General features: G+C 68.0%; 30 protein-coding genes. 24 read left to right on the top strand and 6 right to left on the bottom strand.

The window, feature by feature from the left end; translation table 11 throughout:
- Positions 1 to 30 precede the first annotated feature (30 nt).
- The gene (locus tag AAC067_RS10960) at positions 31 to 888 is read left to right on the top strand and encodes an outer membrane protein assembly factor BamD (RefSeq protein WP_339932418.1); all 858 of its coding nucleotides are present in this window, start codon (positions 31 to 33) and stop codon (positions 886 to 888) included.
- Positions 889 to 1,001: 113 nt separating this feature from the next.
- Positions 1,002 to 2,702 (top strand): DNA repair protein RecN, encoded by a 1,701-nt coding sequence (recN, locus tag AAC067_RS10955; protein ID WP_339932417.1) that lies wholly within the window; start codon positions 1,002 to 1,004, stop codon positions 2,700 to 2,702.
- 29 nt (positions 2,703 to 2,731) lie between these two features.
- Here the strand turns inward: recN and AAC067_RS10950 are convergent, their stop codons facing one another.
- The 5 genes from AAC067_RS10950 to AAC067_RS10930 all read right to left on the bottom strand — a co-directional run bounded on the left by AAC067_RS10950 (position 2,732) and on the right by AAC067_RS10930 (position 7,118).
- Entirely contained in the window at positions 2,732 to 3,679 is a 948-nt protein-coding gene (locus AAC067_RS10950) for a glutaminase (protein ID WP_339932415.1), read from the bottom strand.
- A 70-nt stretch (positions 3,680 to 3,749) separates the two neighbouring features.
- Positions 3,750 to 4,655, bottom strand: a complete 906-nt coding sequence (locus AAC067_RS10945) for a cobalamin biosynthesis protein CbiG (RefSeq protein WP_339932413.1) — start codon at positions 4,653 to 4,655, stop codon at positions 3,750 to 3,752.
- 83 nt (positions 4,656 to 4,738) lie between these two features.
- Complete coding sequence (locus tag AAC067_RS10940; protein ID WP_339932411.1) at positions 4,739 to 5,254, bottom strand: hypothetical protein; 516 nt, start codon at positions 5,252 to 5,254, stop codon at positions 4,739 to 4,741.
- Between the two features lie 3 nt (positions 5,255 to 5,257).
- On the bottom strand, positions 5,258 to 6,055 hold the full coding sequence (gene xth, locus AAC067_RS10935; protein ID WP_339932409.1) for an exodeoxyribonuclease III: 798 nt from the start codon (positions 6,053 to 6,055) through the stop codon (positions 5,258 to 5,260).
- A 76-nt stretch (positions 6,056 to 6,131) separates the two neighbouring features.
- Positions 6,132 to 7,118, bottom strand: coding sequence for a hypothetical protein (locus AAC067_RS10930; RefSeq protein ID WP_339932407.1), 987 nt, complete (start codon positions 7,116 to 7,118; stop codon positions 6,132 to 6,134).
- Between the two features lie 233 nt (positions 7,119 to 7,351).
- Between AAC067_RS10930 and AAC067_RS10925 the strand changes: the two genes are divergently transcribed.
- From AAC067_RS10925 to AAC067_RS10900, 6 genes are read left to right on the top strand one after another with little or no spacing between them, the layout of a single operon-like run.
- Positions 7,352 to 8,440, top strand: coding sequence for an MBL fold metallo-hydrolase (locus AAC067_RS10925; RefSeq protein WP_339932405.1), 1,089 nt, complete (start codon positions 7,352 to 7,354; stop codon positions 8,438 to 8,440).
- A 1-nt stretch (position 8,441) separates the two neighbouring features.
- Positions 8,442 to 9,215 carry an enoyl-CoA hydratase gene (locus AAC067_RS10920; protein ID WP_339932403.1) on the top strand — a complete coding sequence of 258 codons (774 nt, stop codon included), beginning with the start codon at positions 8,442 to 8,444 and terminating at the stop codon, positions 9,213 to 9,215.
- Between the two features lie 34 nt (positions 9,216 to 9,249).
- The gene (locus AAC067_RS10915) at positions 9,250 to 9,744 is read left to right on the top strand and encodes an N-acetyltransferase (RefSeq protein ID WP_339932401.1); all 495 of its coding nucleotides are present in this window, start codon (positions 9,250 to 9,252) and stop codon (positions 9,742 to 9,744) included.
- A gap of 41 nt (positions 9,745 to 9,785) precedes the next feature.
- Complete coding sequence (locus AAC067_RS10910) at positions 9,786 to 10,355, top strand: DUF1285 domain-containing protein (RefSeq protein ID WP_339932399.1); 570 nt, start codon at positions 9,786 to 9,788, stop codon at positions 10,353 to 10,355.
- Positions 10,352 to 11,014, top strand: coding sequence for a CoA pyrophosphatase (locus AAC067_RS10905; RefSeq protein ID WP_339932397.1), 663 nt, complete (start codon positions 10,352 to 10,354; stop codon positions 11,012 to 11,014). Before AAC067_RS10910 ends, AAC067_RS10905 begins: the two co-directional genes overlap by 4 nt.
- Positions 11,011 to 12,243 (top strand): CCA tRNA nucleotidyltransferase, encoded by a 1,233-nt coding sequence (locus AAC067_RS10900; protein ID WP_339932395.1) that lies wholly within the window; start codon positions 11,011 to 11,013, stop codon positions 12,241 to 12,243. The genes AAC067_RS10905 and AAC067_RS10900 overlap by 4 nt, the downstream gene beginning before the upstream one ends.
- Here AAC067_RS10900 and AAC067_RS10895 read toward each other — a convergent pair.
- Positions 12,224 to 13,198 (bottom strand): endonuclease/exonuclease/phosphatase family protein, encoded by a 975-nt coding sequence (locus AAC067_RS10895; protein ID WP_339932393.1) that lies wholly within the window; start codon positions 13,196 to 13,198, stop codon positions 12,224 to 12,226. The genes AAC067_RS10900 and AAC067_RS10895 overlap by 20 nt on opposite strands.
- 44 nt (positions 13,199 to 13,242) lie before the next feature.
- Between AAC067_RS10895 and AAC067_RS10890 the strand changes: the two genes are divergently transcribed.
- The 16 genes from AAC067_RS10890 to AAC067_RS10815 all read left to right on the top strand — a co-directional run bounded on the left by AAC067_RS10890 (position 13,243) and on the right by AAC067_RS10815 (position 26,325).
- Positions 13,243 to 13,704 (top strand): DUF4112 domain-containing protein, encoded by a 462-nt coding sequence (locus AAC067_RS10890; RefSeq protein ID WP_339932391.1) that lies wholly within the window; start codon positions 13,243 to 13,245, stop codon positions 13,702 to 13,704.
- Between the two features lie 77 nt (positions 13,705 to 13,781).
- Complete coding sequence (locus AAC067_RS10885) at positions 13,782 to 14,330, top strand: sigma-70 family RNA polymerase sigma factor (RefSeq protein WP_339932389.1); 549 nt, start codon at positions 13,782 to 13,784, stop codon at positions 14,328 to 14,330.
- Positions 14,327 to 15,046: an anti-sigma factor gene (locus AAC067_RS10880; RefSeq protein WP_339932387.1), complete on the top strand. Its 720-nt coding sequence runs from the start codon at positions 14,327 to 14,329 to the stop codon at positions 15,044 to 15,046. Before AAC067_RS10885 ends, AAC067_RS10880 begins: the two co-directional genes overlap by 4 nt.
- A gap of 166 nt (positions 15,047 to 15,212) precedes the next feature.
- The gene (locus AAC067_RS10875; RefSeq protein ID WP_339932385.1) at positions 15,213 to 16,694 is read left to right on the top strand and encodes a DUF2793 domain-containing protein; all 1,482 of its coding nucleotides are present in this window, start codon (positions 15,213 to 15,215) and stop codon (positions 16,692 to 16,694) included.
- Positions 16,691 to 16,861: a hypothetical protein gene (locus AAC067_RS10870; RefSeq protein WP_339932383.1), complete on the top strand. Its 171-nt coding sequence runs from the start codon at positions 16,691 to 16,693 to the stop codon at positions 16,859 to 16,861. Before AAC067_RS10875 ends, AAC067_RS10870 begins: the two co-directional genes overlap by 4 nt.
- Positions 16,858 to 17,130, top strand: a complete 273-nt coding sequence (locus tag AAC067_RS10865) for a hypothetical protein (RefSeq protein WP_339932381.1) — start codon at positions 16,858 to 16,860, stop codon at positions 17,128 to 17,130. The genes AAC067_RS10870 and AAC067_RS10865 overlap by 4 nt, the downstream gene beginning before the upstream one ends.
- Positions 17,127 to 17,510 carry a M15 family metallopeptidase gene (locus tag AAC067_RS10860; RefSeq protein WP_339932379.1) on the top strand — a complete coding sequence of 128 codons (384 nt, stop codon included), beginning with the start codon at positions 17,127 to 17,129 and terminating at the stop codon, positions 17,508 to 17,510. Before AAC067_RS10865 ends, AAC067_RS10860 begins: the two co-directional genes overlap by 4 nt.
- On the top strand, positions 17,507 to 17,971 hold the full coding sequence (locus AAC067_RS10855) for a hypothetical protein (RefSeq protein ID WP_339932377.1): 465 nt from the start codon (positions 17,507 to 17,509) through the stop codon (positions 17,969 to 17,971). Before AAC067_RS10860 ends, AAC067_RS10855 begins: the two co-directional genes overlap by 4 nt.
- Before the next feature lie 412 nt (positions 17,972 to 18,383).
- Positions 18,384 to 19,214: a flagellin gene (locus AAC067_RS10850; protein ID WP_339932479.1), complete on the top strand. Its 831-nt coding sequence runs from the start codon at positions 18,384 to 18,386 to the stop codon at positions 19,212 to 19,214.
- A 103-nt stretch (positions 19,215 to 19,317) separates the two neighbouring features.
- Positions 19,318 to 19,602, top strand: coding sequence for a hypothetical protein (locus AAC067_RS10845; protein WP_339932376.1), 285 nt, complete (start codon positions 19,318 to 19,320; stop codon positions 19,600 to 19,602).
- Positions 19,603 to 19,734: 132 nt separating this feature from the next.
- Positions 19,735 to 20,565: a flagellin gene (locus AAC067_RS10840; RefSeq protein WP_339932374.1), complete on the top strand. Its 831-nt coding sequence runs from the start codon at positions 19,735 to 19,737 to the stop codon at positions 20,563 to 20,565.
- A gap of 245 nt (positions 20,566 to 20,810) precedes the next feature.
- A complete protein-coding gene (locus AAC067_RS10835; protein WP_339932372.1) occupies positions 20,811 to 23,531 on the top strand; it encodes a transcriptional regulator in 2,721 nt (906 codons plus the stop codon).
- A gap of 79 nt (positions 23,532 to 23,610) precedes the next feature.
- A complete protein-coding gene (locus AAC067_RS10830) occupies positions 23,611 to 24,285 on the top strand; it encodes a hypothetical protein (RefSeq protein WP_339932370.1) in 675 nt (224 codons plus the stop codon).
- A complete protein-coding gene (locus tag AAC067_RS10825) occupies positions 24,282 to 24,719 on the top strand; it encodes a hypothetical protein (RefSeq protein ID WP_339932368.1) in 438 nt (145 codons plus the stop codon). Before AAC067_RS10830 ends, AAC067_RS10825 begins: the two co-directional genes overlap by 4 nt.
- Before the next feature lie 73 nt (positions 24,720 to 24,792).
- Complete coding sequence (gene ssb, locus AAC067_RS10820) at positions 24,793 to 25,278, top strand: single-stranded DNA-binding protein (protein ID WP_339932366.1); 486 nt, start codon at positions 24,793 to 24,795, stop codon at positions 25,276 to 25,278.
- A 141-nt stretch (positions 25,279 to 25,419) separates the two neighbouring features.
- Positions 25,420 to 26,325 carry a DMT family transporter gene (locus AAC067_RS10815; protein WP_339932364.1) on the top strand — a complete coding sequence of 302 codons (906 nt, stop codon included), beginning with the start codon at positions 25,420 to 25,422 and terminating at the stop codon, positions 26,323 to 26,325.
- Positions 26,326 to 26,378: the final 53 nt, after the last annotated feature.

The raw sequence follows: 26,378 nt of genomic DNA, 5'->3' as shown, positions 1-26,378 counted from the left end.
CCGTGTGGGGCGCACCGGCGTCGGCATGTCATGAGGTCGCCCTTGCCTGCTTCGAAGTTTCGTACCGGTCTGATCGTCACGACAGTCGCGCTTTCGGTTCTGGCCGTGAGTGCCTGCTCGGGCACCAGCAAACGTCCCCGCCTGGCCTATGAAGAACGGCCGGTCGAGCTGCTCTACAATACGGGCTACGAGCGCCTGCAGCGTGAGCGCTGGAGCGATGCGGTCGATTATTTCCAGGAGGTCGAGCGCCAGCATCCGTATTCGGAATGGTCGCGGCGCGCGATCCTGATGCAGATCTACGCCTATTATCAGAACAACAATTATCCCGAGGCGATCGCCGCTTCGGACCGGTTCATCCAGCTGTTCCCGGGCAATCCGTCGGCCGCCTATGCCTTCTATATGAAGGCGATCAGCAATTTCGAACAGATCACCGACGTCGGCCGTGACCAGGGCTATGCCGAACAGGCGCTGCTGGGCCTGCGCGACGTGGCCCGCCGCTATCCCGGCACCGCCTATGCCATCGACGCCACGGTCAAGATCGACATGGTCAACGACCAGCTGGCCGGCAAGGAAATGGCGATCGGTCGCTATTACCAGCGCGGCCACCAGCCACTGGCGGCGATCAACCGCTACAAGACGGTGATCGACAACGAAGCGTTCCAGCGCACCTCGCACACGCCCGAGGCCCTGTACCGTCTGGTCGAGGTCTATCTGAGCATCGGCCTGAAGGACGAGGCCGTGCGCAACGGTGCCGTTCTGGGCTTCAACTATCCGGGCAGCCCCTGGTATTCCGAGGCCTATGCCCTGCTGACCGAACAGGGCCAGCGGCCCGAGGTCGCCCCCGAGGGCAAGCGTGAAAGCTGGCTGCGCCGGATCATTCCGGGCTGAGCCTGACCGTCGGTGGTCCAGCTTTAAACTGGAGCGAAATCTGAACCGGGTTGGACTTCGTCCAACTCAACCGATTTCGCTCTAGTATGGGGAAAGCCACGAATCATCCCGCCATGCTGACCGCCCTGACCATTCGCGACATCGTCCTGATCGACGCGCTCCATCTCGAGGTGGAGGCGGGCCTGACTGTGCTGACCGGCGAGACCGGGGCGGGCAAGTCGATCATTCTCGACGCCCTGGGTCTGGCCCTGGGCGGGCGCGGCGACGCCGGACTGGTGCGCGAGGGCGCAAAGCAGGCGGTAGCCACGGCGGTGTTCTCGGCCCCGGACGATCCCGAGCTGATCGCCCTGATCGCCGAGCGCGGCTTCGAGGTGGCGGTCGGGGAGGACCTGATCCTGCGCCGCATCCTGTCGACGGACGGGCGCAGCCGCGCCTTCATCAATGACCAGCCCGCCGGGGTCACGGCCCTGCGCGAGATCGGCCAGGCCCTGGTCGAGGTGCACGGGCAGCACGAGACCGTCGGCCTGCTGGACTGGAAGACCCACCGCGCCCTGCTGGACACCTATGGCGGTCTGGCACCGCAGCTGGGCGATGTGGCGCGCGCGGCCGAGACGCTGAAGGCGACGACCACCCGGCTGGCCGAGCTGCGCGCCGCCGCTGCCGAGGCCGCGGCCCATGCCGAGGATCTGGCGCTGAACCTGGCCGATCTGGACGCGCTGGATCCGCGCGCCGAGGAAGAGACTGAACTGGCGGGCGAGCGGGCCATACTGGGGGCCGCTGAAAAGGCGCTGGCCGATCTGTCGGATGCGCGAACAGCGCTGGGCGGCGACAAGCTGAGCCAGAAGCTGTCGTCGGCCCTGCGCGCGGTCGAACATGCGCGCCAGCGGGCCCTGCAGGCCGGGGCGGAGGAAGACCACCCCGTGATCGCCCGGCTGCTGGCCGCGGCCGAGGCCATCGACCGGACGCTGGTGGAGGCGGTCGAGGCGATCGCCGAGGTCGACGCCGCCGCCGCCGCCTTTGATTTCGAGCCCGGCCGGCTGGACAAGGCCGAGGAGCGGCTGTTTGCCCTGCGCGCTGCCGCCCGCAAGCTGAAGACCAGTGTCGAGATGCTGCCGGTGCTGCGCGGCCGGTTCCGCGACCAGCTGCGGCTGATCGAGGACGGGGCCGAGGCCCTGACCGAGGCGGAGCGGGCGACGTCGGTGGCGCGCGAGGCCTATGACGTGGCCGCCGCCTTCCTGAGCTCGGCGCGCGAGGCGGCGGGCGAGCGGCTGGCCGCGGCGGTGATGGGCGAGCTGGGGCCGTTGAAGCTGGACCGGGCCCGGTTCCGCGTCGATTTCGAGCCGGTGGCCGAGGGCCGTCGCGGGCCGCATGGTCTCGAGACCGTGCGCTTCCAGATCGCCACCAATGCCGGGACCCCGTTCGGGCCGCTGGACGCCATTGCCTCGGGCGGTGAGCTGGCGCGTTTCGCCCTGGCCATGAAGGCGGCTCTGGCCAGCCGCGCCGACCAGCGCCAGCCGGTGATGATCTTTGACGAGGTCGACCAGGGCGTCGGCGGGGCCGTGGCCGAGGCCGTGGGTCAGCGCCTGAAGCGGCTGTCGACCGGAGCCCAGGTGCTGGTGGTCACCCACAGTCCGCAGGTCGCCGCGCGCGGCCACGCCCACTGGAAGGTGCGCAAGGCCGACGCCGACGGGGTGACCACGGCCACGGTCGACACCCTCGACCCCGCCACCCGTCAGGAAGAGATCGCCCGCATGCTGGCGGGAGCGACGATCACGGACGAGGCGCGGGCGGCGGCGGGGGTGCTGATCGGTTAGGTAGCAAGAAGGCGGTCGTGGCCGCAGACTCAGCTATCCGCAACGGCCCCCCTGGCGAACACCGACCAGCCGGTGCGGGTCGCCAGCCGCTCGAGGGCCAGGGTGCCGAGCTGGGAGTTGCCCTGGGCGTTGAGGCCGGGGGACCAGACAGAGATCGACGCGCGTCCGGGGGCCACCGCGAGGATGCCGCCGCCCACGCCCGACTTGCCGGGCAGGCCGACGCGGAAGGCGAAGTCGCCGCTGGCGTCATAGTGGCCGCAGGTCAGCATCAGGGCGTTGATCCGCCGGGCCCGGGCTTCCGAGACCACCCGGTGGCCATTGGTGGGGTTGAGGCCGGCGGCCATTAGATAGCGACCGGCCATCGCCAGCTGGCGGCAACTCATGGCGATGGCGCACTGACCGAAATAGAGGTCGAGGACCTCCTCAGGCGAGCGGCGCAAATTGCCGAAAGATTTCATGTAGTTTGCAAGGGCGACGTTGCGGAAGCCGGTCTCCAGCTCGCTGGCGGCGACCTCGGTATCGACGGCAATGGTGTCGTCGTCGGCGAGATAGCGGACAAAATTGACCAGCTCGGCGAGGGCGGCACGCGGCGCGCCCCGGGCAAGATTGACATCCGAGACCACGATGGCACCGGCGTTGATGAAGGGATTGCGGGGAATGCCCTGTTCGGATTCCAGCTGGACGATGGAGTTGAAGGCACTGCCGGAGGGCTCGCGGCCGACCCGGTCCCACAGTTGGTCGCCCACCCGGCCCAGCGCCTGGGTCAGCGCGAAGACCTTGGTCACGCTCTGCAGCGAGAAAGGCTCATCGGCACTGCCGCCGGTATGGACGCTGCCGTCGGCGGTCACGATCGCCATGCCAAATTGGCTGACATCGGCCCGCGCCAGGGCGGGGATGTAGTCGGCGGGCCGGCCACGATCCGGGGCAGCCTGCATCTCTTCGGTTATGTCGGCCACGATGGCGGTCAGGTCGTGCATGAAACTCGGTCGCTCACCGCTATCGGCATGTCCACCCTAGCCTGTCTTCACACCGGACGTCCCGCGGCGATCAGGCCCCCAGGGTCCAGCCTTCTTCGCTCTCGACCTGCGTGATCGTGGCCTCGTCGGTGCCCTTGGCCGGGGCGAAGGCGTGGGCGAGGGTGCCCTTGTCGTCCATTTTGGCGAAGGCCTCGGCGGCGGTGCGGACCTGGACCTGTTCCCTGAACTCGCCGGGGGCGGGCGTGGCCTCGAACAGGGCCGGCCAGACCTCGACCACCAGGGTCGACAGCGGCTCGACGTCCTCCGCGGTCAGTTCACGCCAGCCGGTGCCGAACGGCCAGACGGCGGCAGCGGTGCCGAGGGCCTCGACCAGACGGCGCACCATCGGGATGCCGACCAGGGTCAGGCCGCCGACGGCCCCGGCCCCATGCATCTGCCAGACGGCCTTGGGGTGCAGCTTGCCACGGCGGGCAGCGATCTCGGTGGCGCGGAACTCCGGAATGTCCGCGCCCGAGCCCGCGGGTGGTTTGGTCGTGGTCAGCCAGCGCTGGGCCTGACTGGCGGGCGCGCCCCACATCGGCCAGGCGTTGTCGGTCATCAGCCGGTTGATCTTGGCCGCGACCTGATAGCGGTTGTTGCTGTTGTCGGCCTTGTCGACGACGTTGGCGGCGAGGAATTTCCACATCGCCGCCCATGGTGTGCCGGTCAGTTTCAGCCGTTCGGCCGTGCCGGTGGGGAAGCCGAGGTTGAAGTCGAACCCGACCAGCACCCGGTCACCGCGCTTGCGGTGGTCGGCCAGCAGGGAGGCGAGCAGCTTCTCGCCCTCGGCCCGGGTCGCGGCATTGTGGGTCTCGCTGTACAGGCGGAAACGCACGTCGCGCTTGGCCACGCCGATCCAGATCGACTGATCGCCCAGCTTCTTGCCTTCGGCGGCGGTCCAGTCAGCGATGATGTAGGCGTCGAAAAGGCGGGCCACGGCGGGCTCCTCAGGAACTCGGGTCAGACGGGATGCGGGGTTCTAGCGCCCCGGCGTCCGGACCGGAAGGGCCGCGTGTCCGATCAGGCTTTCAGCAGGGCGTCGAGATGCGACAGCCAGCGCCGTCCGAGCCGCATGGCCTCGGCCGGGGAGCCGGTCTGGACCGCCAGGGTGGCGTTCCACAGCGACAGCTCAAACTCGGGGTTGCGGGCGTCGGAAAACAGCAACCGCAGCACCACGGTCTCGGCGTCGGGGGCCATCACGTCGAGCGTCTTGCGCACCTCGCCGCGCCGGATGCGGGCCACGACATGGCCGTCGACGATGACCTCGCCGCCCTCGATCTCCTCGAAGCCATAGACCAGACCGTCGGCCCCGCGGTTCCACAAGACGGCAATCTGGGCTCCGTCGAAATCCAGGCCGGCGGCGCGACCCTCACCGGGCGACAGGGCCTCGGCCTCGGGAACGACGCCGAGCGACTTGAGCAGGGCCCGGCCGAGACGACGTCCGGGCTCCATCCACCAGGCCAGGGCCAGCGCGCCGGTAGTCAGGGCCGCGGCGGCCAGGGCGAGCAGCAGAATGACCCTGAGCGTATCAGCCAAGCCTCAGTCCTCCAGCTCGACGACCACCGGGACGTGGTCGCTGGGCTTTTCCATGTCGCGGGCGTCGCGATGGGTCTCGATGCTACGGAAGCGATCGGCGGCCTGGGGCGACAGAAGATGGAAGTCGATGCGGATGCCGTGATCGCGCTGCCAGGCCCCGGCCTGATAGTCCCAGAAGGTGAAGGTCCCCGGCGGCTGATTGCCCAACGCCCCGGCTTCGGACAGGCCCAGATGGTTCAGGGCGCGGAAGGCGGCGCGGGACTCGGGCTGGAACAGGGCGTCATCGGTCCAGGCCTCGGGGTTGCGGGCGTCCGCGGGCGTGGGGATGACGTTATAGTCGCCGCACAGGGTGAAGGCCTCTTCCTGCGTCAGCAGATCGCGGGCGTGGGCGTTGAGCCGGTCGAACCAGGCCAGTTTGTAGTCGAATTTGGGCGTGCCGATCGGGTTGCCGTTGGGCAGGTAGATACAGCCGACCCGGACGGGGCGCGGGCATTCGACCAAGGCTTCGATATAGCGGGCCTGTTCGAACTCGGCCTCGAAGCCCGAGGCGTCGGTGCCGGGCAGGCCACGGCGGATTTCGGACAGCGGGAATTTCGAGAGCAGGGCGACGCCGTTGTAGGATTTCTGCCCGTGGGTCTCGACGTTGTAGCCGAGGCTTTCAAAGGCCTCGCGCGGAAATTTCTCATCCACGCATTTGATTTCCTGCAGGCAGGCGACGTCGGGCTGTGCCGTCTCGAGCCATTCGAGCACGGTGGGCAGGCGGGCGTTGACGGAATTGACGTTCCAGGTGGCGATGCGCATGGCCTGGACGCTAGGCGGAGCCGGCCGGTCCGGCAAGGCGCGTGCGCCTGCCGGACCGGCCCTGGTCGCTCTTTAGTTACTGGGCTGGAGCTTCAGCTGCCGGGGCGTCTTCGGTCGTTGCGGCCGGAGCCACGCCGATCTGGCAGCCGCCGCCGATGTTGACGGCCTCGGCGCAGGTGTGGATGCGCTGGGCACGATGGTCGGCACCGACACGGGCGAGATAGCCGTCGCCGGTGGCGCATTTGATCTCATAGATGGCCAGGTCGGCGGCATCCTTGCCCATCAGGCGGGTCTGCTGGACGTCGCAGGCGGCGGCCGTGGTGCCGGCCAGGATACCCTTCCAGGCCCCGTAGGACTCGGCGGCGGGGGTGAAGCGGCAGGTGGTGCGGCGGCCGATCAATTCCCAGCAGGCGGTGGTGGTCCAGCCGGTGGTCGTTTTCTCGAGCCAGTAGCCGTCCTTGTTCTGGCAGCCGACCTCATACATCAGGTTGCCGTCGTCGGTCTTGCCGATGGCCGAGGCCTCGTCGACGATGCAGTCGACGCCCGCTTCCGTGGCATAGGCCTGGAGGACAGCGACGACGTTCTGGTTGGCCGGTAGCGCGCATTGCTGACCGACATCGGCCTCCGGGTCGGTGGCGCGGACGAGGTTGGCCTGACCGTTCAACAGCACGCAATCGACGGCCTGGGCCGGGGTCGAGGCGATCAGGATATAGCCCGGGCCGGTGGTGCAGGCGGCTTCATAGACGGCTTCCTGTTCGACGGTCAGACCCAGTTCGGCGGCCTCGCTGACCTGACAGGCGACGCCGGCCGAGGTGGCAATGACCTGGGCGCTGGCGATCAATTCTTCCGGGGTCGGCGCGGCCGGAGCGGCCGGGGCCTGCGGCGCGCGCGGACGCTGGTGACGGCTGCGACTGCGGCGCGCGTTGTCCTCTTGGGAGGCCTCCGGCTGGAAGGTCGGATCGGTCGCCTGTTGTCCGGCAGACTGGGCGGCTGCGGGCTGGAACGTCGCCAGGGACAGGGCGAACGCGCCGCCGATGACGGCAATTAAAGGGCTGTTGGACACCGAAAACTCCTCGAAGAAACTTTTAGGCGTGCAGCCTTGGCGGCCGGGGGCGGCGCGGTCAAGGCAGTGAAATGACCAGTCTGTGGTCGTGCAATGAACGCAGGATGACTGCGTTGGGTCCGGTCCAGTCCGCGGGTTACCGCTCAGGTCCGTGGTGGCGGGTCGAGAGCGGACGCTATGGACCCGGCGGGCAGGGCGAGGCATGGTGGCAAGGTTTTCAAAGGAGACCGACTTTGGCGGACGGCGTGATCCTCCCGGACGAGCGACAGACTCCGGGTGGCAACCGGGGCCTGACCTATCCCTTTCCGACTCCGCCCGGAGCCGGCGAGGCCGCCACCGTGGCCGAGGGCGTGTTGTGGCTGCGCCTGCCGCTGCCGATGTCGCTGAACCACATCAATGTCTATGCGCTGGAGGATGGCGACGGCTGGACCCTGGTCGATACCGGGCTGAACACGGCCGCCTCGATCGCTGCCTGGGAAGCGGCGCTCGCCGGACCGCTGGGCGGCCGGCCGGTCAAGCGGGTGATCTGCACCCATATGCATCCTGACCATATCGGTCTGGCCGGCTGGCTATGCGAGCGGTTCCAGGTGCCGCTGCTGATGACGCGGCTGGAGTATGTGACGGCGCGGATGTTGATTGCCGACACGGGCCAGCCCGCCCCTGAGGACGGGGCCGTCTTCTATCACGCCGCGGGCTGGAGTGAGGATCAGGTCGCCGGCTACCGCAAGCATTTCGGCGGGTTCGGCAAGGCGGTTCGACCGCTGCCGACGGCGTTTACCCGCATGGTCGAGGGCGAGGTCCTGACGATCGGCGACGGAGCCTGGCGCGTGGTCATCGGCGAGGGCCACAGTCCGGAACACGCCTGCCTGTGGCGGGAGTCCGACGATGTGCTGCTGGGCGGGGACCAGATCCTGCCGCGCATTTCGTCGATCGTGGCCGTGTGGCCGACCGAGCCCGCCGCCGATCCGCTGGGCGACTGGCTGGTGTCGCTGAAGCGGATGAAGACGGTGTTTCCGGAAACGACGCTGGTGCTGCCGTCGCACGGCGAGCCGTTCACCGGCGTTCAGGCCCGGCTCGATGCCCTGATCCGGGGGCATGAGACCGGCCTGAAGCGGCTGGAGCGGACGCTGGCCAAGCCCTGTCGTGCCGTGGATGTATTCGGGGCCCTGTTCGCTCGCGCCATTGATGACGGGTTGCTGGGCATGGCGACCGGCGAAAGTCTGGCACATCTCAACTATCTGGTTCGACACGGGCGGGCACAGGTTGCCCGCGACGCCGATGGCGTGGACTGGTGGACCTTGACCTCAAGCAGCGAGACCTGACGTGACCGATCATATCCTGACCACCCTCGACGGCGGCATCCTGACTGTCACCCTGGCGCGGCCCGAGAAGAAGAACGCCATCACCCAGGCGATGTACGCCGTGCTGGCCGAGGCGACCGAACGGGCGCGCACGGACGACGCGGTGCGGGTGCTGCTGTTCCGCGGCGAGGGCGACAGCTTTTCGGCCGGCAATGACATCGCCGACTTCATCGCCCTGGGGTCGCAGGGCGCGGAAGCCGCAGACATGCCGGTGTTCCGCTTCCTGAAATCGCTGGCGGATCTGGACAAGCCGGCGGTGGCGGCGGTGCAGGGGCGCGCGGTCGGCATCGGCCTGACGCTGCTGTTGCATTGCGACATGGTGGTGGTGGCCGAGGACGCCCTGCTGTCGGCGCCGTTCATCAACCTGGCTCTGGCCCCGGAAGCGGCGTCGTCGATGCTGCTGCCGGCGGCGATCGGTCATCATCGCGCCTTTGAAATGTTTGCCTTGGGCGAGGCTATCGACGGACGCACGGCCCTGGCTTGGGGGCTGGCCAATCGGGCCGTTCCGGCGGATCAGGTCGACACGACGGCCCAGGAGCTGGCGGTCAAGCTGGCGACTCGCGCGCCCAATTCGATCCGCAAGACCAAGCAGTTGATGCGCGACGCCGAACACCTGTGGACCCTGATGCAGCGCGAGGGCGAGGCCTTCGGCAGCCAGATGCGCAGCCCCGAGGCGATGGAGGCCTTTATGGCGTTCAGCCAGAAGCGGGCACCGGATTTCTCCAAAGCCGGTTGATCTGGTCGGGCCGTGGCCCTATCAGCGCCCGCCCATGACCCATTCCGCCGCCCCTGACCCGACCGTGCGCATCGACGCCGAAACCGCCGCGGACGCCGCGGCGGTCGAGGCTGTGGTGCTGGCTGCGTTCGGTCCCGGCCGGTTTGCCAAGACGGCGGAACGCCTGCGCGAACAGGCGGTGCCGGTGGCGGGTTTCGTCGCCCGCGAGGACAGCCGGGTCATCGGCTCGGTGCGGCTGTGGCCGATCCGTGTCGGGGACACCGACGCCCTGTTCCTGGGGCCGATCGCGGTCGAGGCGAGCAGCCGACGGGCCGGACTGGGGGCGGATCTGGTGGCCGCCTGTGTAGACCATGCGCGCAAGGCGGGCGCGTTAGGCGTGCTGCTGGTCGGGGACATGCCGTATTTTTCGCGCTTCGGCTTTGCGCCCTCACCGGACGTCGATCTGCCGGGGCCGGTCGACCGGCGTCGGCTGCTGTGGCTGCCGCTGGCAAGCGCTTCGGTGCGTGGTCCGGTGCGACCGATCCGCTGACACGCCTTTTCCACGAGGCCGGGCGCGCCTAAGTCTGGATCATGAGCGAACGCCCAAAAACAGAGACCGGAGGACTGGCCGCCGTGGCCGGGGCTGCGAAACAGGTGCCGGGACGCGGCCTGCCGCCGGTGCACCTGTGGCATCCGGAGCATTGCGGCGACATCGACATCGTCATTCGCGCTGACGGCGTGTGGATGCACGAGGGTTCGCCGATCGGGCGGGCTGAGCTGGTGCGGCTGTTCTCGACCGTGCTGCGCAAGGATCCGGACGGCTATCATCTGGTCACGCCGGTCGAGAAGCTGAAGATCACGGTCGAGGACCTGCCGTTCCGGGCGGTGACCATGGAGCGCGACGACGACCGGCTGCGCTTCACCACCGATGTCGGTGACACGGTCGAGGCCGGAGCGGAGCATCCGATCGTGGTCGAGACCGATCCGGTGACCGGCGAACCCGCGCCGCGCGTGCATGTGCGTGGCGACCTGTGGGCCCGGATCGTGCGTTCGATCTTTTATGATCTGGTCGAGACGGCGACGGTCGAGGACGGTCGGCTGGTGGTTCGCAGCGACGGCAAATCCTTTGCGCTGGGACCGGTAGGGGCGGGCGTGGAATGAGTCAGTCGTCGTTGAAACAGCGGCTGGTCGAGCGGCTGGAGCCGGTCGCAGACTGGACACCGGACCGAACGGCGGGGCGGTCGGACTTCGACCTGAATCCCGATGCGGACCGCCCGGCGCGCACATTGAAGCCGGCGGCGGTGCTGATCCCCGTGATCGCGCGACCGGACGGGGCCAGCGTTTTGCTGACGCGCCGTTCCGACCAGCTGGCCAGCCATCCGGGGCAGATCGCCTTTCCCGGCGGGCGGCTGGATGCCGGAGAGACCGCCACAGTCGCCGCGCTGCGCGAAGCCTGGGAGGAGGTCGCCCTGGCGCCGGACACCGTTGAAGTGCTCGGCCTGGGCGACGCCTATGAGACCGGCACGGGCTTTCTGGTGACGCCGGTAGTCGGCTGGCTGAAGACACCGCCGGAATTGACACCCGCGCCGGATGAGGTGGCGGAACTGTTCGAGGTGCCGTGGGACTTCCTGATGGATGGGCTGAACCACCGGCAGGACTTCTATGATCGTGAGGGTCAGCCGCGGCGCTGGTACTGGGCCATGCCGTGGGAGGAACGCTATATCTGGGGCGTGACGGCCGGGATCGTCCGGGCCCTGCGGACCCGCCTGTACGGGGATGAGCCGCAGTCCGCAGTGGCGACGGCGGAGGATGCCGCATGACCGCACACCTGCAGGACCAGCCCTGGCTGACCAGTGCGGCGACGCGGGCCGTGTTCGCGGCGCTGGAGGCGGCGGGCGGGCCCGACTGCGCCCGGTTTGTCGGCGGCAGTGTGCGCAATGCCCTGCTGGGTCAGGCCGTCGCCGACATCGACATCGCCACGACGCTGGAGCCGGAGGTGGCCTTTGCTGCGATCCGTAAGGCGGGCCTGAAGGCGGTGCCGACGGGGCTGGCCCACGGCACGGTGACGGCGGTGTCTGGGCATAAGCCCTATGAGATCACCACCCTGCGCAGGGACGTCACCACCGACGGGCGCAAGGCCACGGTCGCCTTTACCGATGACTGGAGCGAGGATGCGGCGCGGCGTGATTTTCGTCTGAACGCCCTGTATGCGGACCTGAGCGGGCGGATCTACGATCCCACGGGCGAGGGGGTCGCGGACGCGCTGGCCGGGCGGGTCATCTTCGTCGGCGATCCGGTCACGCGCATCCGCGAGGATTATCTGCGCATCCTGCGCTTTTTCCGCTTCTACGCCTGGTATGGACGCGACGTGCCGGATGCGGCGGCGATGGCGGCCTGCACAGCCGAGGTCGAGGGTCTGGCGTGTCTGTCGGCGGAACGGGTGTCGACGGAACTGATGACACTACTGGCCGCGCCCGATCCGCGCCGCGCCGTTCAGGCCATGGCCGCCACGGGCGTGCTGGCGCAGCTGCTGCCCGAGGCCGTGGCCGGGGCGGTGTTCCAGCGCCTGTGCGAAATAACCACCGACCCGGTCGTGCGGCTGGCCGGTCTGGTGCCGGTCGGTGCGGACGGCCTGCGGACGCTGGCGGCGGAGCTGCGTCTGTCGAACGCGGTACGTGACCGGCTGGTGGCCGGGGCGGAGGCGGCGACGGCCGTGCGGCCGGACATGAGCGATCAGGCGGCCCGGGCGGCTGTGTACCGGCTGGGGCCCCGGGCGGTGCAGGATGCGCTGGTGCAACAGCGGGCTTCCGTGGCCAGCGATCCGGCCGATGACGTCCGGCTGGCGGCTCTCATTGCCGGCTGGACGGTGCCGGTCCTGCCGGTCGGCGGGCGCGATCTAGCGCGGCTGGGCGTGGTTCCCGGGCCGGAGACGGGACGGCTGCTGAAGGCGTTCGAAGCGGGGTGGATCGCCGACGACTTTCCCGCTGATGGCCACGAAGCCCGGCTGCGCGCCCTGCTGGACCCGGCGTTCAGTCCGCCGCCAGGGTGAATTCGCTGATGACCGGTCGATGGTCGGAGCCTGTGGGCCGACCCAGCCGGCGGCTGACGAAGGCGAGATCCGGCGAGCGATAGACCTGGTCGATCGTCATCCCCACGATTGAAGGGGCCGCTGCCGGCCATGTGCCCGGCCAGCCCGGGGCAGGGCTCAGACCGACCTCGGTCCGGATCTGCCGCCCGATGCGGCCGGTCGTGACACTGTTGAAATCCCCGGCGACGATGACCGGTCCGGTCAGGCCCGAGCGGACCGCAGCCAGGGCCTGGACCTGACTGATCTGGCCCCACTGGTACTGGAACGGCCAGGGCCGGGTCAGGTGCACGCCGATGACGTTGACGGGACCCAGCGGGGTTTCGGCCACGGCGGTGACGTCGTGCAGGCCGTCTGCGACGTCGGCGACGGCGGTCAGGGGATAGCGGGATGCGATCACCGAGCGGGCGGCCCCGCCGTACCGGTCGACGCGCGGGGTGGCGACCCGATGCGGATAGCCGGCCAGAACCTGATCGAGGCGGGCGGCAGGCGCATCGCCAAGTTCGATCAGGATGACGATGTCTGCGTCGGCACTCGCGATCGAGCGGGTGATGGCGTCAACGTCGGTGTTACGGGCCCACAGATTGGCTGAATACAGCCGCACGACCGGTGTATCGGGGCGGGCAACGCCGCGCGCCGGCATCCATTGCGGCCAGACGGCGACGACCAACGCCAGGGCGGCAACGGCATAGGCGACGGCGGCGTGAAACTGGCGCAGCAGCAGAGTCAGGGCGGTGAGGGCGAGCGCGACGCCGAGGGCCGGAACCCCAAACTGGGCCAGGATGTCGACCCAGCGATGCCCGATCCCGCTCAGGGCCGCTAACGCGACCAGCAACAAAATGCCCGCCGGCGCGCTCATCATCAGCGGCAAGAGACGTTTCAGCTGTGGGAACACGGACTTGCCAATCTCGGTGAACACTGATCGGGATGTCCTGTCACGGTCGCGAATGGAAAGAGAATTGAATGGCCAGACGTACCATCGGGGATATCGAAAAGATCTGGACGAATGTCGAGGGCGTGAAGAAGCTTTCGGACCGGGTCATCGGCATCGGCCCGTTCGGTCTGGGCCTCGACGCCCTGCTGACCTGGGTTCCTGTGGTCGGGACCGTCTACACCGTGGCGACGGGTGGCTGGTTGCTGCTGCAGGGCCTGCGGGTCCAGGCCACGCCGTCCACCCTGGCGCGGATGGCGGCCTATATGGCGGTGGATACGGCAGTCGGGACGGTGCCGGTCGCAGGGGATGTGGTCGACACCTTTTTTCCCGGGCAGCTGATGGCCGCCAATGCCTTGCAGAAACATATCGCGAGCACCCACTGGGTTGAGGCCAATGAGCGCGAGGCCCGTGCCTCGGGAGAACATGAGCAACATGTGGCGGCGATGCGCGCGGATGCCAAGGCACGGCGCATGGTATATCTGCACGACTGAGCGAGGCTGTGCTTGACGGGCCGGTTCCGGACCCGCCTAGCTGACATGCAATCGAATCCGGGCTCCTGATGACACCCATGCTGACTCGCGACCAACTGGCCGACGCGCTCGGAATGACCGGGCAGGGTGACCGCGCGGCGTTCCGGCAGGTCTATCTGGCCACCTCCGCGAAACTGTTGGGCATATGCCTGCGTATCTTGGCTGACCGACAGATCGCCGAGGACGTCTTGCAGGAAACCTATCTGACCGTTTGGAAGAAGGCGGGGAGCTTCGACGCCTCGCGGGCCAGTCCGATCACCTGGCTGGTGACGATCGCCCGCAACCGCTCCATCGACCGGCTGCGCGCCGGTGCCAATTTCCGCAGATCGACCCCGGTCGATGAAGCCAACGCGGTCGTCGATAGTGCCCTGCTGCCGTCCGAGACGGTGGAGCGGGACGACGAGGCGCGTCGGCTGCATGGCTGTCTCGATCAACTCGACGACAAGGTCGGCGGCGTGATCCGCACTGCCTTTATGGAGGGGGCCACCTATGACAGTCTGGCGGTGCGAGAAAATGTGCCGCTGGGCACGATGAAAAGCTGGATCCGGCGGGGACTTCTGCGGCTGAGGGCCTGTCTCGAACAATGACCGAACCGACCGACATCAATGACGATGACGCCCTGGCCGGGGAACTGGCCTTGCGGGTGCTGTCGCCCGAGGCGGAGGCCGAGGCCCGCCGACGCGAGGCCAATGACCCGGCCTTTGCCGTCGAGGTCGAGGCCTGGAACGCTCATCTGGCGACCTTCGCAGCGGAGATTGATCCGGTCGAACCGTCCAGTGGCGTGTGGCCGCGCATCGCCGCAGGCATCGCCATCCCGGCCAATGACAACGCACGTGTGACGTTCTGGCGGCGCTGGGCGGTCGGTTCGACCGGGTTGCTGGCGGCCAGCGTCGCGGCCATGGCCATCCTGCTGATGCAGCCGGCACCGAGTCCGGTGATGGTTCCGGTCCCGGCCGCAGGCGGGGTAATGCGGGTCGCGACCCTGTCGCTCGACAACGGTGTGTCCGCCATGACCATCGCCTATGACAGCGTCAGCGGTGCGCTCTATCTGGCCCCGACCCACGAGATGGCGGGCGATACGCGGGTGCCGCACCTGTGGCTGGTCATGCCCGAGGGCGGGGTCCAGCTGGTCGGGGCGATCGACGGCACCGCGACCTCGCGGCACAATCTGACCGGGGCGCTGTCGGGCATGGCCGGACAGGCCGCCGCCGTGGCCGTGTCGATGGAGGCGCCGGGCCATACACCGGGAGCCGCCAAACCGGACGGTCCGGTGGTCGCCTCGGGCGAGTTGCAGCAGCTCTGAGCCGCAGAATCCGCGCGATCTCTGCGAGGTTTTGCGCCTGAATCCGCATTTCGCGCCTACTTAAAAGGCTGTTTGATCAAGGGTTTGAGCTCCCGGCAGGGGTCAATTTCCCGCCCTGGTCCGTGGCTGCGCCAGACTGTTCTCCGAACTGAATACGGAGACCGTCATGAGCGACGACGCCAGCGCCCGGCTGGGCCTGCCCTATCTGGCGGCGGGCCAGATGCAGAAACATGTGACCCTGAACGAGTCCCTGACCAGGCTGGACGCCCTGGTCCAGCTGGCGGTGGTCAGTCGAGTTCGCACAGATCAACCGGAAACGCCGCAGGACGGCGCGCTTTACATCCTGCCCGAGGGGGCGACCGGCAGTGCCTGGGCCCTGGCGGCCGCGGGCGATCTGATGCGGGCCGAGGCCGGGGGCTGGACGGTGCTGGTCGTACCGGACGGGGCGCTGGCGATCGTGCTGGACGAGGCCGCAGTCCTTGTCCGGGTCGGCGGCGACTGGCTGCCGCTGGGGTCGCGTCTGGGTCAGGTGCAGGGGCTGGAGCGGCTGGGGCTCAACGCCAGTGCCGATGCTGGAAATCCGTTCGTCGCCCGGGTCAACAAGGGGCTGTGGACGGCGTTGGAGACAGCTGCGGGCGGCGATGGTGACCTGCGGCTGACCCTGAATAAGGAGAGCGCGGGCGATGTGCTGTCACTGCTGTTCCAGAGCGGCTGGGGCGGGCGGGCCGAGCTGGGCCTGATCGGCGACGACGATCTGCGGCTGAAGGTCAGCCCGGATGGCAGTGGCTGGGTTGAGGCGTTTGTCGTGGATGCCACGACAGGACGGGTGAGTTTTCCGCGCGGGGCCGGTCGGGTCGAGGTGACGGTGTTTTCGGCCTCGAACACCTATCTGGTCCCTGACTGGGCCCGGACGGTCAAGGCGATCGCCGTGGCCGGCGGCGGGGGCGGTGGCGCGGGGGCGTCGGGGCCCGGCGGGACGGTGCGTTTCGGCGGGGGCGGCGGGGGCGCGGGCGGCACCAACCGGGGCGAATGGCCGGTCGCGGCGCTGGGCGGTGTTCTGGATATCGAGGTCGGCCCCGGCGGGGCCGGCGGCGACGCGGCCGCGGGCGGCGACGGTGGCGCGAGCCGGGTGCTGGACGACGGACAGGTGCTGCTGACCGCGATCCCGGCGACCGGTGGCGCGCCGGGGAATGGTGTGTCCGGCACGGGCGGAACTGGCGGGACCGGACGGACAGGGGCGAACTCCGGCGGCGGTGCGGCAGTGTCCGGGCCGGGCGAGGTCGGACAGGCCGCCGCTGCGCCTGACGGTCCCGGCGGCGGCGGTGGGGGTGGCGGACTGGATGCTGCAAACACCGCGCGCGACGGCGGCGCGGGCGGGGCCGGGGCCTGGCTGGAGATCACGGCCGGTGGAGGGGTAGGCGGCGCGGCGGCGGCGGGTACCGCAGGCGCGGATACGCCCCGGCCGTCCCTGCATCGGGCTGGTGGCGGTGGGGCCGGGGGCGGGGCTTCTGCCGGTGGTGACGGTTATTCCGGCGGCTCGGGCGGTCTGTACGGCGCGGGCGGCGGTGGCGGCGGGGCTGGATTGACGACGGGCGGCGTCGGCGGAGCCGGGGCACCGGGCGTCGTCTGGCTGGTGGCATTCGGATGAGCGCGCGCCTGTTTTCCGCCGTAGTCGTGCCGCGGGAGGTTGTCCTGCTGGATGAATCGACGTGGGATGTTCCGGCCTGGCTGTCGCCGGAGGCGTGGCTGATTGAGGCCGGACTGGACGGACATCGCGCTGTGGGCGGCCCTGACGATCCGGAGGATGAGCGATGACCGGCGGGGTGGACGGGTCACCGTCGCTGGCCGAAGGGCGCTGGCTGTGGCGACGGCTGTATGTGTTCAGCGCCAGCGCGGCCCTGTGGCTCTTGCTGGAGCGGACGCTGGCGCGGGTGCCCGCGGCGAGCCTGCCACGTCTGGCCGAGGCGTTGATGGGGCTGCTGGCCCTGACTCTGGTGCTCTATCTGGTGGCTCCGACGGCGCAGCAGCTGGTGACCCTGCTCGTCAATCTGCGGCTGCGGCTCGGTGCGGGAGGTCGGCCATGAGCTTCCGGCTTTCGGCGCGCTCGCGCGCCCGACTGGTCGGGGTTCATCCCGCCCTGGTCGCGGTGGTCGAGGTGGCCATCGTCGTCAGTCCGGTCGACTTCATGATCACCGAGGGCCTGCGCTCGCGGGAGCGCCAGGTCGCGCTGGTCAGGGCCGGGGCCAGCCGGACGCTGAACTCGCGTCATTTGACCGGCCATGCGATCGATGTCGCGGCGATCGTCGATGGCCGGGTCCGCTGGGACTGGCCGCTGTACGGGCGGATCGCGACGGCTTTCAAACAGGCCGCGGTCAAGCTGGACACGCCGCTGGTCTGGGGTGGGGACTGGCCGAGGCTGCGCGACGGGCCACATTTCGAACTGAACCGGAAGACCTTCCCGTGACCGGTCCGTCCCTGTGGCGCGCCCTGACGACGACCGGGCGGATCGTGCTGATGATCGGCCTGCTGCTGGCCATGGTTCTGGTCGGACAAGGGCTGGGTCTGCGTTGGGACCCTCTGAACCTCGGCGCGCGCCGACTGGAAGCCGCCCGTAACCGGACCGCCGTCGCCGAGGCCGATGCGGCCGCCCGACGGCTCGAACGCGAGGGCGACGCCGGCCAGAGCCGGGCCATGGACCAGCTCCACCGCCAGACGCTGGCGGTGACTCGACTCACCGCCCCCGCCATTCTTGAAGCGAGACTTGACGATGATGCCGACCTTCCCCTGGCACCAAGCCGTGCCCGCCGTCTGCGCGCTCATGATCGCGAGCTGTGCCGGCTTGCCCCCGCTGTCTGCGCCGGTCCCGCCACAGCTGACCCTGCCGGAGCCGGCGACGACGCCCTGCGCGCTGACGCAGCTGGGTGAAGCCCCGACCCAGGCCGATCTGGAGGTCGCCTATATGACGCGGGGCGGCGATCTGATCGCCTGCGACGCGGCCCGACAGATGGCGGTCGACACGCTTCTGGCAGAGCGGACGCTGCAGGCGCGCTGGCGCAAGGCGGTGGATCGGCGTCGTTGATGCCGAAGACCCTCCGAATCCGCCGCTGAACCGGCAATTTCTGCCTGGTGCCCGGCGGTTTTTGCCGGTTTGCGCGCCGGAGCGGCAAAACCTGCCGGGTCAATAGCGTGGTAAACTAAAAGTACCATTGCGAAAACAGCGTGTTGTGGGCTGGCCCGAAATGACCTCCGTGGCCCCGTCCTTGCGTCGAAGGGCCTGAGCAGAAAGCTCCCGGCAGCCAAAATGGCGTCGGACACCATGAAGAAGGAAGACCGTGTCATGGCTTTGAACAGCGTGAACACCAACGTGGGCGCAATGATCGCCCTACAGAACCTGCAAGTCACCAACAACGAACTTTCGCAGGTTCAAAACCGCATCAATACCGGCAAGAAGGTTTCTTCCGCCAAGGACAACGGTGCCATTTGGGCTATCGCCCAGGGGCAACGTGCCGAAATTGGTGCCCTGAATGCCGTCAAGGACAGCCTGCAGCGCGGCCAGTCGGCCGTGGATGTCAGCCTGGCCGCGGGTGAGTCCGTTTCCGATCTGCTGATCCAGCTGAAGGAAAAAGCACTTTCGGCGACCGATACGTCGCTGACGAGTTCGGCCCGCAGCGCCCTGAATGAAGACTTCAAGTCGATCCGCGACCAGATCGCGACCGTCGTCGACAATGCTGCGTTCAACGGCGTCAACCTGCTGGACGGTTCGAGCACGGGCGGCTTCGCGGCCCTGGCCAATGTGTCCGGTTCGACCATCACGGTCGCCTCGCAAGACATGAGCCTGAGCGGTTCGGTCGTCACCTTGGGTGCTTCGAGTGAGATCAACACGGCCAGTGCCGCCACCGCTTCGCTGGCCCTGGTCACCGCCTCGATCGACAACGTCGGGGCCTCGCTGGCCAAGCTGGGTACCGGTTCCAACTCGCTCGGAACCAACCTGACCTTCGTGGGCAAGCTCCAGGATGCCCTGGAAGCCGGTGTCGGCAACCTGGTGGATGCCGACCTGGCCAAGGAAAGCGCCCGATTGCAAGCGCTGCAGACCAAGCAACAGCTCGGTGTGCAGGCTCTGTCGATCGCCAACTCGTCCACTTCCATCCTGCTCGGCCTGTTCCGCTAGGAACACCGAATGGAAGGGTGGGGCCGCAATACGCGGTCCCACCCGACCATCCGCCGGGCTCTGACGACCGGAGGCCGCCAGCGAAACGCTGCCGGCAGAAGTCATGAACAACTATGCAAAGATAGGTGCCGTCCCCCCCATCGTCGTTGCCACCAGCGGGTCCACCGCGAACGGCGACTTCCACCAATCCAAAGCCCAACAGGACGCCGAACGCGCATCCCGATACCGGCTGGTCATCGAGGAAGGATCCCGCGAGGGGTCGTTCATCTACAAGACCCTCGATCGATTAACTGGCGAAGTGATCCGCCAGCTGCCGCGAGAGCAGATCGTCGAGTTGAAGGGCGAGGATGACTATGCGGCGGGGGCCGTGATCGACACTTCTGCCTGAGGGTGGGGGACAATCAGACCGGTTGCCACGCAGGAGCGATCCGCGTGGTTAAATGACGTGGTTATCACGCGTTAACCATACACACACGAATCGGGCTCTAGCCTGTCTCGAAATCCTAAGGGAACGAGACGGATGACGAATAGCGTCCATACTAATGTCGCCGCGGCGATTGCTCTGCAGAATCTGACCCAGACCAATACACGGTTGGGTGAGGTGCAGAACCGAATCAGCACGGGCCTTAAGGTTCAGGGTGCCAAGGACAATGCTGCGATCTGGGCCATTGCCCAGGGTCAGCGCGCCGATGTCGGTGCCCTGGGGGCCGTCAAGCAGAGCCTGGACCGGGCCACGGCCATAGCCGACGTTGCGTTGTCCGCCGGCGAATCGATTTCCGACCTGCTGAACCAGCTGAAGGAAAAGGTGGTCGCGGCCAAGGATACCTCGCTGGGGAGCCAGTCCCGCCAGTTGCTGGACTCCGATTTCAAGGCCCTGCTTCGCGCCATCCAGTCGGCGTACGAAAACGCCGAGTTCGACGGCGGCAATATTCTGAATGGCAGCCTGAGCTCGGGTATCCAGTTCCTCGCCAATGCCGACGCCTCATCCTTCGTCACCCTGGGGGCCAAGGATCTGTCGCTGGGCGGGTCCATCATTTCGCTGTCGCTGACGGACAGTCTGCTGACGGCCAGTGGGGCAACGGCCGCGCTGACCCGGCTGGACAGTTCGATCACTGCGCTGAACTCCTCGCTGGGTGAGCTGGGCTCGCAGGCCAAGCAGATCCAGGCGCACAAGACGTTTGTGTCCAAGCTGGTCGATACACTGGAGGCCGGGATCGGCAATCTGGTTGATGCCGACCTGGCCAAGGAAAGCGCGCGCCTTCAGGCCCTTCAGGTGCAGCAGCAACTGGGCGCGCAGTCCCTGTCGATCGCCAACCAGGCCCCGCAGATCATCCTGTCGCTGTTCCAGTAATCAGGAGCGGTTCAGGCCGCGCATCCGCCTGAGGTCCGGGCGGCCGATGCTGGTCGGGGGCGGGCGTCGATGGCGTGGACTCACAGAGAGTCCATACAGGGCGAGAATCGATTGCAGGATGCTGCGCAGGTCAGGCATGGCACGACTCCGATCCTCACTGATAACGTGACGGTCGATCCGCCGTTCCCGGCTCGCGTTAAGGTGTTGTTGCGGGGATCAGCCCACACTGGGGGCGGGAGTCTCTGGTGATCAATAACAGCTATCTTCTCGGCCTGTACGGCATGACGGACTGGGCGGCCTCGTCGGGGTCGGCATTCAGCGTGAAGACTCCTGTTCGCAAGGTTCAGCCGACCGCGCCCTGGAGTGCCAGCTACAACGTTCCCAAGCCCGAAGAATTGGTCCGTACCGCCATGGCGGGGCGTCGGATCGTGGACGAGAATGCCGCCCAGCTGGACGTCAAGGGCGCGTCGTCCGACTATCGCAAGCTTTTCGCCCTCTATCAGGGCCTCGAGACTCTCAACGCCCTGGCCAATCGGGCCAGCGTCAAGGGCGTGGGGTCGACGGAGCTGGCTCTGCTGACCAAGCGGTTCAGCTCTGGCCTCGCCGAGGTCGGGACCTATGTCGGCGCGACGGAGCTGAATGCCGTTCGTCTGGTCCAGGGCACGACCAGTGCCCTGAGCAAGTCGACCGGCGGGGTGCCGCGTGACAACAGCAATTCCATAACCGGCCCGATCCATGAGGGTTCGCCCGACAGTGTTGTGGCAGCGTTCTCGGGTGACGTGGCCTTTGGCATCACCATCCGCCAGCTGGGTGTGACGACAACGGTCCCGATCGACCTGGCCAATATGGGGGCCACCCCGCGAACCCTGACCAGCGTGCTGGAACATATCAACGGTCAGCTGGAGGCGAGTGGCTTCAACACCCGCATCGGCCGCGAGCAGATCAAGGCGGAGCCGCGGACGATCAGCGCCAACGGCAAGACCATCACCTTGCCGACCGGCCCGGATCGCTGGGCCCTGGCTGTGCGCGGCGATTCCACCGAGACCGTGGGCTTTACCGCCGCCCAGACCTCGGACGCCGTCTATGTGGTGCAGGCGTCCGGCACCGCGGGCGGCCATCAGCTTCTCAAATTCCAGTCTGACGGTGGCACGGCCCCGCCGGTCACTGAGCCAGGCATCGGTGACACTCATTGGGTAGAGGGCCGCTCGATCCAGACCGGCCTGCCTGCAGGCCTCGAGACCGTACGGGCCAGCGCGACCGGACCGGACGGGTCCCTGTGGATCGTCGCCGACGTCGAAGCCGGTATCGGCAACCAGCCGATCAAGGGCGAGCGCGACGTGGCCCTGATGAAATATGACCCGGCCGGACGTCTGGTCTCCACCCGGGCGTTGGGGGCAGCCTCGACCGCCAGTGGTTACGCCATCGCCATCGATGCCGACGGCCGCGTCGCCGTGGCCGGATCGGTCACGGGCGCCCTGGAGTCGGGCAAGTCGGGCGACGTCGCCACGGTGGCGGACAGTTTTGTCACCGTGTTCGACGCGAGTGGCTCGGAACTCTGGACCCAGCGCCGCGGCGCGCGGGCCGCTGACGAGGCGACCTCGGTCAGTTTCGGCCCGAACGGGACCGTCTATGTCGCCGGTCGGGCCCAGTCGGCCATTCCCGGCGGAAGCGCCGCCGGCGGTTGGGATGGCTATGTCCAGGCCTTCAGCGAGAGCCAAGCCTATCCGTCGGCCCCGACGGTGGCCACGGCCGCGGGCACGGTGCAGTTCGGCACCAGTGCAGACGACGGGGTCCAGGCGATCACCATCGACGGATCGAACCTCTATTCGGCGGGCGTCGAGAACGGCCGCATGGTCGTGCGCCAGTTCACCCTGGGTGCGGGCGGTGCGCCGACCCTGGCGGCAACGCGGGACCTGGGCGTCGCCAGTGGCGAGATCGCGGGGATCTCGGTTTCGGGCGGCCGGGTTATCCTGACCGGAACGACCCGCAACCAGGCGCTGGACATAGGCACGGTGAACACCGCCCACTCCGGCGGGACGGACGCTTTCGTCGCGGTGCTCGAAACCGACCTGACGGTCTCGGTGGCCGATCGTCTGACCTATTTCGGCACGGCGGGCCAGGACACCGCCGCCGATGTGAAGGTCCAGGACGGCAAGGTTTGGATCACCGGCGTCAGCAATCGCGCCGAGGCTGCCGAGGACACGGATCCGACCGAGGGCTTTCTGACCCGTCTCGACCCGCTGACCGGTGCGGTGGAATGGACCCGTACTTGGGCCGGTGACAGCCAGCAGGCTGCGCCAATGACCCTGGCGGTCGCCTCGGGCGGGGCCAGTGTGCTGGACCGTCTGGGTCTGCCCAACGGCGAAATCCAGCAGAGCGATTCCAAGAAATTGCAGGACGCGACCTCGGTTCGACCCGGGGACCGCTTCTATGTCTCGCCGCCGAACGGCGGGCGGGCGGTGGCGGTGACCATCGAGGCGCGCGATACGCTGCAGTCACTGGCACGCAAGATCGAACAGGCCTCGCGCAACACCCTGAAGGTCACGGTCGCCTCCGAGGCCGCGCCGACGGGGACCGAAGGCGACCTGCAGACCGCGCTGCGTACCGGCGTCCAGCGCCTGTCGATCATGGCCCGTGACGGCAAGGCAGGGGCGGTTCTGACGGCCGGTGAGCCCGGTCGCGACGCCCTTGCCGGCCTGGGCCTGTCGCAGGGCTTCATCGGGACCAGCAGCGGCGAAGGGGCCGTGCGAACCTTCGGCCTCGACCTGCCGCGCAACCTCTCGCTGGATCCGGATTCGTTGAAGGTCACCGGGGAGCGCCTGCAGGCGGCGATGAAGGCTGTCCGGGACGCCTATCGTGCCCTGGCACCGGCCGCGACCACGCCGAAGATCACTGGAACCGCTCCGGCCTATCTGACCGCACAGATCGCTAACTACCAAGCGGCGCTCTCGCGGCTTGTTGGATAGAGTCGATCGGGGCGGCTTGCCGGTTGACGCCTTGGCCCCGGACGGGGTTATTGGGCTCATCCATTCGCGTGAGCCCTGAATGCCCCTGAACAACCGCACCATCCTGGCGATCGGCGTCGGCGTCGCCGCCGTCCTGGCCATCGTCCTGGCCCTGGTCTTCAGCCGTGGTGCCGATCGCACGTCAGATGCCCCGCCGAGCGAGCGCGGCGGCCTGACCGTCGATGTGGCCGATGTGCCGAGCCTGGAACCGACGCGCGAGCTACGCTGCTTTGTCGATGGCCAGTTCGTCGGCATGGCGACCCTGACCGACTGTGCCCGCCGCAACGGGCTGGCGACCGACGCCCTCGACGTCGGGCTCGATGAAACCGGGGCCCTGGCTGCGGCTCCGACCGCTGCCTTCGCGCCGCCGCCACGCCTGCCGCCGGTCGATTTCGCCGCGGTTGAGGTCGAGCCCCTGCCGACGCCCGTCACGCCCAGTCAGCCCGCCACGGCTCCGGTGGCCGCGGGCAACGCCTGTTTGCGCCACACCGGATCCGACTGGCGCTCGCTGTCGCCGAACATGGGGCTGAATGCCTGCGTGATGGCGTTGTATTCCGGGACCTGCGTGCGGCCGGGTGAGGCCCTTTACGGTCGCTGGGGTGACACGACCCTGCGGCTGGTGCCGCGCCGGGTCGAACAGTCCAGCGACAACAGCCGCTTCCGCACCCTGGCCGAGCAGGATCGCAACTGCCAGTTCCCGGCTCTGGGCCGATGAGAGTCCTGACCCTCGCCGCCGTCACCGCCGCCGCCCTGGCCATGGTCGCCTGCGATTCCGCGATCAAGGCCCCCTATACGCAGGGGGTCTGCTATGTCGTCATGCCCGCCGAAGACGGCAAGGGTGAGCCCGAGCTGAGCGTTGTCGCCCGCGACCAGCCCCAGATCGAGTTCTGTGCCGCGCGGCTGGAGGAGATGCGGCTGCGCTTCCTGCGCATGGGTGGTTCGCGACGCGAGATCACCGGAGCCTATCAGGGGCAATTCATCTTCATCGACCGGATCGGGGTGTCCTTTTCCCGAACCCTCGACGGCAACCGCTTCATCGCCCTGGCCCGGACCGGCGACGGTCGTCTGGCGATTCCGGCGGCCATACAGCGCGAGATGGACGGAACGCCGATCGCGGTCGCCGCCCCGCCGCCGGAACCGGCGAACTAGACGAACAAAACTGGAACATTTGTGCGCGATCGACTAGGTTGCGTGCTTCAAACTCAAGCATGGGAGCTCGGCTATGGCGGGCAGCGTCAACAAGGTCATTCTGATCGGCAATCTGGGCAAGGATCCGGAAATTCGTTCGCTCACCTCGGGCGAGCGCGTCTGCAATCTGTCGCTGGCGACGTCGGAGCAATGGCGCGACAAGTCCTCGGGCGAGCGCAAGGAAAAGACCGAGTGGCACCGGGTGGTCATCTTCAATGACAACATCATCAAGGTGGCCGAGAACTATCTGAAGAAGGGTTCGACGGTCTACATCGAGGGCGCGATCCAGACCCGCAAATGGACCGACCAGTCGGGCGTCGAGAAGTACTCGACCGAGATCGTGGTCGGCAAGTTCAAGGGCGAGCTGACCATGCTGGGCGGGCGCAACGACTCGGCCGGCGGCGGCGCGAGCCGGAGTGGCGGCGACGACGACTATTCCTCGGGCTTCTCGACCGGCGGGGCCAACAAGCCCAGCGGTCCCAAGGAAAGCTACGACCTGAACGACGACATCCCGTTCTAGTCTGACCCGGTATGGCGGGTGACGGTGTCGGTGTTCCGTGCTGTCGCCCGGCCGGGGTCTCTCGCAGACTGCGCTGTCAGCGAAACCTCGGGTCATCGAATGTGAGCCGACGGTTCGTCGCGGACGTGCCATAGGCCGGTCGTGACCCAGCCCGCATCCCCGCCCCATGCCCTGACCCTGCCGGAGATCCTGGCCATCATCGCGGTGGTGGTGATCTGGGGGGTCAACAATGCCGCGGCCAAGGTCGGGACCGAGGTTTTGCCGCCGCTGCTGATGGGGGCGTTGCGTTTCGCCCTGGCGGCCGCCTGTCTGGTGTGGTTCGTGCGCCCGCCGTTTCCCAACTGGAAGAGCCTGCTGATCATCGTCTTTGTCGGCGGTCCGCTGCACTATGGTTTGATCTTTCTGGCCTTTTCCCTGGCGCAGGATGTCAGCCCGGTCTCGGTGGCGGCGCAGTTGTGGATTCCTTTTACGGCCCTGTTCGCCTTTCTGCTGCTGGGCGAGCGGCTGTCGAAATACGCCCTGATCGGAATGATCATCGCCTTCATCGGCGTCGCCTGGATGATGGGGGACCCGCATGTGCTTCAGGACTGGAAGGCCATTGCCGTCGGTATAGCGGCCGCGAGTTGTTGGGCGCTGACCACGGTCATCGCCCGGCGCACCACCTCGATCCCGCCGCTGAAGATGCAGGGCCTGCTGTCACTGGTGGCCCTGCCGACGCTGGCCTTCGGGTCCGCGGTGTTTGAACAGGGCCAGATGGAGGCGGTGAAGGCGGCCACGCCGCTGATCTGGGCCTGTGTTCTGTGGGCGGGTCTGGTCTCGTCGGTGCTGGCCACGACGCTGGTGTTCTGGCTGGTGCAGCGGCGCGAGGCGGGGCGGGTGACGCCCTATCTGCTGGCCACCCCGGTGGTGTCGATCGCCATCGGCTGGCTGTTCCTAGGCGATATACTGACGGTGCAGATCTTGACCGGAGCCGCCCTGACCATGGGCGGCGTCGCGGTGGTGGCCCTGGCCGAGCGCGGCCTGCGGGCCGGCGCGGCGCGGGCGTAGGCCGACCGGATCACGAAGCGGGGTGAGGTGGCGGCGGCAAGCGCCACCGCCAT

It is taken from the genome of uncultured Brevundimonas sp. (genome assembly GCF_963977465.1).
Taxonomy (GTDB): domain Bacteria; phylum Pseudomonadota; class Alphaproteobacteria; order Caulobacterales; family Caulobacteraceae; genus Brevundimonas.
Note: the sequence above shows the minus strand (reverse complement) of the source record. Positions and strands in the feature narration are given on the sequence as shown.